The sequence below is a fragment of the Nodosilinea sp. LEGE 07298 genome (assembly GCF_015207265.1).
Lineage (GTDB): Bacteria > Cyanobacteriota > Cyanobacteriia > Phormidesmidales > Phormidesmidaceae > Nodosilinea.
Genome location: NZ_JADEXE010000298.1, coordinates 1 through 7,935, shown reverse-complemented (window position 1 = coordinate 7,935; position 7,935 = coordinate 1). Strand labels below are relative to the sequence as shown.

The window sequence follows — 7,935 nt, the reverse complement described above, 5'->3', positions numbered from 1 at the left end:
GGTATCGCTGGATCAGCGGCAGCACCAGCGCCTCGGGCACACCGCAAGCCAAACTCAGTAGGGCAATCCCGCCAAACCCTGCCCCCGCCAGTTTAAATAGCTGGTACTGCTGACCGGGGGGCAGCGGGGTATCGCCCTGGTGCTGCTGCCAGTACTGCCAACCCTTGAGAATATTCAGCACCGCCTGCTGCTCGGCGCGGCTGTACTTGAGTTGGGACAGAGTGGCCTCGGCGCTGGCCAGATCGGGAGGCATGAGCTGGCTAAGCTTAGTAGCTTTGAGCCAGCTGCGGTGCAGGCCGGGGGTAGTCTGTTCTTTCACCCAGCTGTGCAGCAGTTGCGAAAACTCGGGCCAGCGCTCGTGGTACTGGGCCGCTAGCTGATCGAGGGTGGCCAGGCGCTCAAAATGGGAGCGATCGACCTCGGGCAGCCAGGTTTGCAGCAGACCATCTTGCCAGGCCAGCCCCAGCAGGGTTGATCCCTCCGGCAGGCTGAGCAGGCAGTCTAGTTCGCCGCGCACCCGTTCAGCGGCCATTTGCCCCAGGGCCGGGGCCAAATTGCGAATGGTCTGCTGGGTGGTGGGGTCGAGGCTAAAGCCCAGCTGGGCCGCCTGACGATAGGCCCGCAGCAGGCGCAGAGGGTCGTCTTCCAGGTTTTCGGCGGCGACCATGCAGAGGGTTTTGCGCTGCAGGTCGGCGCAGCCATCGAGGGGGTCGAGCAGGGTCTCGCTGTGGGGGCTGTAGGCGATCGCATTGATCGTAAAGTCGCGCCGATGCAGGTCTGAGAGAATGGTTGGTCCCACCTGCTGGGCAAAATCGACCGTCGCGTTGGCAAATACCACGCGCGCGATCTGGTGGTCGGCATCGAGCACCACAAAGCCTGCGCCGTAGTGCTTGGCAATGCCCTGGGCGGTGGCGATCGCCCGCTCGGGCAGCACAAAATCGAGGTCTAAATAATCGGCCTGGCGGCGCAGCAGCGCGTCTCTGACACTTCCCCCCACCAGGTAGGCTTGCTGTGGCAGTAGCGACACGCTGAAGGGCCATGTTTTTGGCGAAAGCGCCGATTTTTCAGTAGCCACTGCAAGGGGAATGGGTGATAGCGTTGGATTCAATGAACCCTCATTTCTTTCATTACAACAGGGTTTTTCAGTCTTGACACCCTGGCCCCGCAGAGAATAGCTGAAAACCTAACCTCAGGTTTTCATTTTGCAACATCTGGGCTGGGCCGCCCGGGACATTCAAAAAACTTGAGCTAGACTACCAGAAAACGTATCCCCTTTACTGCCGAAACCCTATTACCGCCTAAAGAATGACGGCCACTGCGCCGAGGGCTGGCTAGACTGAGGATAGCAACCGTGACCTTACCGAGTTCCTGTCGGGAGCGTGCCATGTGCATTTGTGTAAACTGCCACTACGTCGATCGCTGCACCACCTACCACGCCGTGGAGGAGCTGCACGAACAACTTCACCTGACCGATTCTCCCAGCTTTGAAGCGGTGAACCCGACCATCAACGCCAACTTGCGCGTCGTCGATGACGTGGTCGAAAAAGAGTTTGACGTCGTCGGCTGCGACAGCTTTGTCAAAGAACAGGGCAAGTGGGCCAAGCTACGCCCCGGCGAGCTGGTGCCGACCTAAGGAGTCGATGGGTAAAGGGGTGGATGGGTAGGCGGGTTAGTCTCCATTTATCGTTCCCAGTAGGGTGGGCACTGCCCACCAGCAGAGCATCTATACCGTCGCAGATCGTTGGATAGTGAATAGAGCCATCCTTTGACCACTGTTTGCGTCAATCTTGCTTGTCCACAGCCTAAGAATGAGGATAGCGCGATCGCCTGTGCAGCCTGTGGTCAGCCGCTGTGGGTAGGCGATCGCTATCGCTGTCAGCAGGTGTTGGGGCAGGGTGGCTTTGGGCGCACTTATCTGGCGATCGCCGAGGACCGCGATTCCCCCCTAGTTTGCGTCGTCAAGCAGATGGCATCAGGAGCCTCAAAAAATCGCGCTGATGCCCTCCAGCGATTCCACCGCGAGGCCGATCGCCTCGCCACCTTGGGCCAACATCCCCAAATCCCGGCGCTGCTGGCTGTGGTTGACAATGCCCAGGGTCAGTTTCTGGTGCAGGAATACATTCCTGGTCCCAACCTTGACCAGTTTGTGCCGCAGTCCCCCGAGGGTGGCGAGGCTTTGGTAAAACGAGTGCTCTACGAGCTATTGCCAGTGCTGGCCTACATTCACCAGCACAGCGTCATTCACCGCGACATCAAACCTGCCAACATCATTGTGCCGCCCGCACCACAGCCGCTAGCCCTAGTAGATTTTGGCGCGGCCAAAGCCATTGCCGACCCCGAGCAGCTTAAGCATACTGCTACGGTGATTGGCAGCGCTGGCTATGCCGCCCCTGAGCAAGCCCTGGGCAAAGCGGTCTTTGCCAGCGACATTTTTAGCCTGGGCGTCACCTGTCTGCATCTGCTCACGGGGCTGCACCCCTTCGACCTGTATTCTGTCAGCGACGATGCCTGGGTATGGCGGCCCTACGCCCCCGATTCCGTTAGCCCAGCCCTGGGGCGAGTGCTCGATCGCATGGTCAACCGCCACCTAAAAGAGCGCTACAGCAATGCCCAGGAGGTGCTGGCTGATCTGCGCTGGAGTGGTTTAGCGATAGGAGATGGGAACTCCAACCCATTGCCTCAATCCGCCGCAAAATCCTTAGATTCCGCAGCAAATTGGGAGCAGCGGTTTGCGCTCAGCCTGCCGGGGATTGTGGCCAACGGGCTGGCGATCAGCCCGAGTGGACGCGCGATCGCCACCGCCTGCTCCGACGGCACGGTGCGTCTGTGGGACTGCACCAATGGCCAGGCTATTCACACCTTTCGCAGATCGCTGGGGCTACTGGGTCTAGGCCATCGCGGCCCGGTGAGAACTCTGGCATTTACCCCTCAAGGAGACGCGATCGTCAGCGGTGGGGAAGACAATCAGCTGATTCAATGGAATTTGGCTGACTACAGCGGCCAAAAACTGCCGCTGTCGGGCTGGCAAATATCTGCTCTGCTGATCATCCCTCAGGACAGCACGCTGGCGGTAGGCAGCGGCGATGGTCGCGTTCACCTGTGGCCGCTAGAGGGTAGCCATGCCCCTAAAACCCTAGTCCATCACCAAGCCCAGGTGACAGCTTTAGCCGTAGATTGGGTAAATAATTTGCTGGTCAGCGGGGGGCGCGATCGCACCCTTCGCCTCTGGTCGCTGCCCTCGGGCCGTCTGGTGCGCACCCTCACCGCGCCCAAGCACGACATTACGGCGCTGGCCTGTCACCCGCACGATGGCCGCATTGTCAGCGGTGACCAAGCGGGCCAGGTCCAGGTTTGGAGTGCCGCAAATCCCGACGAGGGACTGGTAATCGACAAATCTTCCGGCCCTGTTACGGCCCTCGCCATCAGCCCTAACGGCCACTGGTTGGCGATCGGTGCCGAAAACGGCCAACTCATCCTAGTTAACCTGCAGGGTCAGAGCCAGAAAATTCAGCTGCGCCATGCCTGGGCTGTACGCGCGATCGCCTTTACCCCCGATAGCCGCATGCTCGTCAGCACCAGCGCCGACGAAACCATCCGCTTTTGGTGTTTTGTAGACCTTACATTGCCAAATTAATTCTTTTGGGCTACTCCCAATTCCTCAAATTTGGAAATCTGGAAGAAGTCTGGCTAATTTCTTAGCAGACGAATACCCAACCCTGTTTGTATACCCCCAATTGTTTAAGGGCAAACGACCGTTTGCCCCTACGGGATACATGTTTTTATGCGCGGTCTAGGGCTACTGTCTGGCCGAGGGGGTTTGGGAGAACTGTCGCACGGTGGAGCTAAACCCCGAGGCCTTAAACTGCTTTAGCTTCAGCGGTTCGGGCTGGTTGGCCGCCACCGAAACACGTAGTTCAAAGTCGCTCTCGCCGGGAGGTACTTCGGCAATACCGCCCAGTCGGCCCCGATTTTGCATTACAGGGTTGTCGTTGGCGTCATAAATGCGGCCAAAAATATCGGCATCAATAACGGGCTTGCCGGTGCGGTTGATAGCTTTGCCCGTGATCAAAAAGCAGTTGGCCTCTTGAATAGAACCAGCTGCCACCATGCCATCGGCATACTCTGGCGGGCAGGGGCTGTAGGTAATGTCGGCGAGATCAATAGGCGTCAGCGCCTGGGCGGTTAGCCCCACGCCGCTCAGCAGCCAGAGGCCAGCGACTAAAAGGGCTGTGAAGATGCTGCGTAGGGCCATGGGTCGCTAGAGAATAAGCACATTAGCCTTTTCAGCTTATCGCGATTTGCCGAGGCGGGGGGAAGGGTTAATGGGTCTGTTGGGCGCTGAGCTAGGGCAACCGCTCGTTAACGTAGGCTTTGGCATCGCGCAGGCTGCAGCCGTTTGTCTCCCTGACCCGCTTAACGGCGTCGATCAGCTTGCCCTGGTTTAAGAGGTCACGCACCTGGCCATCGAGGTCTACCCCTTTGGTTTGGCGCGACGTCAACAGGTGAAGGTCAGCGCGAGATGTTTGCGGCGATCGTCCCCAAGAGCGAGGCTTTGAGACGCGTGCGATCGGCTGCCGAAGTCGCTGTAGCCGCTGAGTAAGCCAGAACGACAGGCTAAAGGCCACCAGGGCAGCGATCAAAAAGGCGGCAACGGTCATAGCTCTCATTGGGGATCAGCGATCGGGGTAATCCTAATCTAACGGCTGCTTGGGAAGAGGAGGGAGGGTCGGAAGGGTGAAAAAGGTAAGGACGGCGAGGTATCGGGGATCGTAACAAAACCGTTCAACGATCGCCCCAGCGTGTATCCTTTAGCAGACCTTTTATGTCCTCTGGGTACCGCCATGAATCAGCTTTTAAAGCCGTCTCTGGCCATGCTGGCACTGTTCAGCGCCCTTGCTGCGCTACCAATGAATGTGCTCAGGTCTAATCCGGCGCTGCTGGCCCAGGTTACGGCAGAACCCACCCCTACGTTCAACCTGCAAGAGAACGTAGCCCCTGGCACGACGCTCTCGATCGATGGGTCGCCGTCGATGGCGGATATTAACCAGAACCTGGAAGAGGGCTTTGAGCAGCGCTATCCTGAAACCGACATCAGGCACGCAGCCGACGGCGATGAGCAGGCGCTGCAAGAGCTGCGGGGCGGCAATATCGACCTGGCCGCCCTGGGGCGCAGACTCAGCCAAGACGAGGAAGATCCTAGCCTGACCTCAATTCCGGTTACTCGCGAAAAAATTGCCATTGTTGTCGGGCGCGACAACCCGTTTCGGGGCGATCTGTCCTTTGACGACTTTGCTGCCATCTTTCGCGGCGAGATTACCAACTGGTCAGAGGTGGGTGGCCCCAACCTGCCGATCCGATTCATTGATCGCCCCGCCGAGAGCGATACCCGACTAGCCCTGTCTGACTACGAAATCTTTGGCGGCAAGCCCTTCGAGACCGGCGAGAACGCAGAGCAGGTCAAGGAGGATGACACCGCTGCGGTGGTGCGTGAATTAGGCAAAGACGGTATTAGCTATGCGATCGCCTCCGAGGTGCTGGAGCAAGATGCCGTGCGCCCGGTGAGCCTGGATAGTACCCTACCCGACGACCCTCGCTACCCCTACTCCCAGCCCCGCAACTATATCTACCTGGGTGAGCCAAGCCTCCCCGTAGAGGCCTTTTTGGGTTTCGCCACCAGTGATGAAGGCCAGGTCGCCGTGGCCGAGGCGAAGCAAACCGCCAGCGCCAACGTTACCGTTGGTGCCAATAAGCTACCCGGTGGCCTGGCCCTGGCCCCCGACGGACGCTTTATGGTGCGCGGTAGCGAAGACGGCGAGCTGCAATGGCTTGATGCCGAGGGCAACCCCACCGAAACCGTAATTGCTGACGCCCATCGAGGTGCTGTGTCGGCGGTTGTGATTAGTCCTGACGGCCAAACCGTTGTCTCTAGCGGGGCCGATGGCACCCTGCGCCGTTGGGATCGCGGCGGCAATTCGTTGGGTGAACCCATGACCAGTCAGGGCGGCCCCATCTTATCTTTGGCCCTTAGCCCCGATGGTCAGACCATTGCCAGCGGCAATGCCGACGGCACCGTAGAGCGCTGGGCGATCGCAGATGGTCAGCCCCTGGGCGAACCTATTGAAGCCCACAATGGCCCGGTGCAGGCCCTTCATTACCCCGCTGGCGGACAGGCCCTAATCACCGGCAGCAGCGACGGCAGCCTGGGCTTTTGGGATGCCGACGGTACGTCTGCCAGTGAATCGCCCAACGCTCATCCAGGCGGTGTAACCACCATTACCAGCAGCCCCGATGGCCAGGTGCTCACCACCGCTGGCGTTGACGGCAGCCTGCGCAACTGGGATCGATCGACGCTGCAGCCCAGGGGCGCAGCCATTGAAGCCCACGAAGCGGCGGTTAGCGCTGTCGCGTACAGCCCCGATGGAAGTACGCTGGCTACGGCAGGCACCAATGCTACCCTGCAGCTGTGGTCGCCAGACGGCACGCCTCGTCTGTCAGAGCCGGTAGCGTTAGAGGCGGCAGCGGCTTCCTTAGGCTACACCCCCGACGGGCAGCTAGTGGTGGGCAGCAGCGATGACGTAGTGCTCCTCGACGATGCAGGTCAACCTATCTCCAGCGGTGAGGCCGAAACCGAAGCCGAAACCGAGGCCGATGATCCAGCCACTGAGTTGGGCACTGTCTGGGATCGCATTCGTAACCTGCCCCCCAGTGCCTGGTGGATGCTGGCGGCGGTACCGGCCCTGCTGCTGCTAGCCGGTATTGCTGGGGCACTGCTGGGCCGCAGAGACCCCGATGATGAAGACGATACCCTGGAGGCTGACCTTGTCCCTGGATCTGAGCTAGGTATTGATTTCTCTGGAGTGGACGGCAAGCGACCGATCACCGCTGGCCCACTGCCCTCAGAGACTGTACTGCCAGACGGAAGGCCGCTGCCACCCGAGGCCGAGCTAATACCTGGGGAGGGTGCATACCCAGCAGGGGCAGCTCCCAACAAGCTAGAACAGGCTCGCCTAGACCTGGCTGAGGGTCGTCGGCTCATGCGCGAGGGCCACTGCGACTCGGCCTTGATCTACTTCAACCAGGCCGTAGAGGCAACTGAGGTAGAGCGCAGCAAAGCCGAAGCCACGGGCGTACCAGCCCAGGGCCTTAACGCAACGGCGGCCCAGGCCCAGGCCCAGCGAGGCAATGCACTGGTCCTCTTAGGGCAAGCTAACGAAGCCATGGACAGCTACAATGCTGCCCTGCAGTTCGATACCAGCGTCAATGACGCCTGGATTGGTAAGGGTCGGCTGCTCAGCACCATGGGCCGCTATGACGAAGCCATTTTTTGCTTTGATACGGCGCTAGAGCTTGACCCTGCCTCGGCGGCGGCCTGGGCGGGTAAAGGGCAAGCGTTGATTCAAATGGGTCGCCAGAGCGAAGGCCAAGACTGCTTGGCCAAAGCGGCTACCCTGGGCAGCGGTGAAGCGTGGCCAGAAGCGAGTTTTACCCCTGCCCCCTATCCTGGTGGGGCGATCGCGACCGAGTCCGCTGCCCCTGGAGTAGGCATTGCGCCAGGACCGCAACCGGGGGCAGGATGGCCAGAACCGTCACCATCGGCGGGTTATGACCCCGATGTGCCCCTAGAGCTACAGCAAATGGTGCTGAATCTGTCTTCTGCCGATGTAGAAATTGCCAGCAACACCAGCCCCAGCAGTGCTGATGTGCCGCCGGACCTAGAGGCAGACGTGGCTGCCCTACCTAGTCAGGCCGAAGATGCTGCAACCGTTGGCCATGGTGCAGTATCGACCGGCCCGCTGCCTATTACCCCTGGCCCGGTGCCCCCCGATGACATCAGCCCAGGGCCACTGCCGCCCAGCACCCTGGAGGAAGAGTTGCTCAGCCAGGTAAGCCTGGGCATCACTCCTGATCCAAATTCGGCGTTTTCGGGGCTATCTG

Annotated in this window: 6 protein-coding genes; 3 read left to right on the top strand and 3 right to left on the bottom strand. The window is 60.1% G+C overall.

Translation table 11 applies throughout. The features are described from left to right. The coding region (locus IQ273_RS27235; RefSeq protein ID WP_194026272.1) for a CCA tRNA nucleotidyltransferase at nucleotides 1–1,027 on the bottom strand (1,027 nt) is incomplete at its 3' end. A gap of 357 nt (nucleotides 1,028–1,384) precedes the next feature. On the opposite strand from IQ273_RS27235, the gene IQ273_RS27230 reads away from it, so the two are divergent. Both IQ273_RS27230 and IQ273_RS27225 read left to right on the top strand, forming a co-directional pair. Next, nucleotides 1,385–1,633 carry a Ycf34 family protein gene (locus tag IQ273_RS27230; RefSeq protein ID WP_194026271.1) on the top strand — a complete coding sequence of 83 codons (249 nt, stop codon included), beginning with the start codon at nucleotides 1,385–1,387 and terminating at the stop codon, nucleotides 1,631–1,633. A gap of 132 nt (nucleotides 1,634–1,765) precedes the next feature. Beyond that, the gene (locus IQ273_RS27225) at nucleotides 1,766–3,634 is read left to right on the top strand and encodes a serine/threonine-protein kinase (RefSeq protein WP_194026270.1); all 1,869 of its coding nucleotides are present in this window, start codon (nucleotides 1,766–1,768) and stop codon (nucleotides 3,632–3,634) included. Nucleotides 3,635–3,796: 162 nt separating this feature from the next. On the opposite strand, the gene IQ273_RS27220 is transcribed toward IQ273_RS27225, so the two are convergent. Then, on the bottom strand, nucleotides 3,797–4,252 hold the full coding sequence (locus tag IQ273_RS27220; protein ID WP_194026269.1) for a hypothetical protein: 456 nt from the start codon (nucleotides 4,250–4,252) through the stop codon (nucleotides 3,797–3,799). 91 nt (nucleotides 4,253–4,343) lie between these two features. After that, nucleotides 4,344–4,658 carry a hypothetical protein gene (locus IQ273_RS27215; RefSeq protein ID WP_194026268.1) on the bottom strand — a complete coding sequence of 105 codons (315 nt, stop codon included), beginning with the start codon at nucleotides 4,656–4,658 and terminating at the stop codon, nucleotides 4,344–4,346. Between the two features lie 183 nt (nucleotides 4,659–4,841). Between IQ273_RS27215 and IQ273_RS27210 the strand changes: the two genes are divergently transcribed. Further along, a partial coding sequence (locus IQ273_RS27210) for a substrate-binding domain-containing protein (protein ID WP_194026267.1) occupies nucleotides 4,842–7,935 on the top strand: 3,094 nt, incomplete at its 3' end.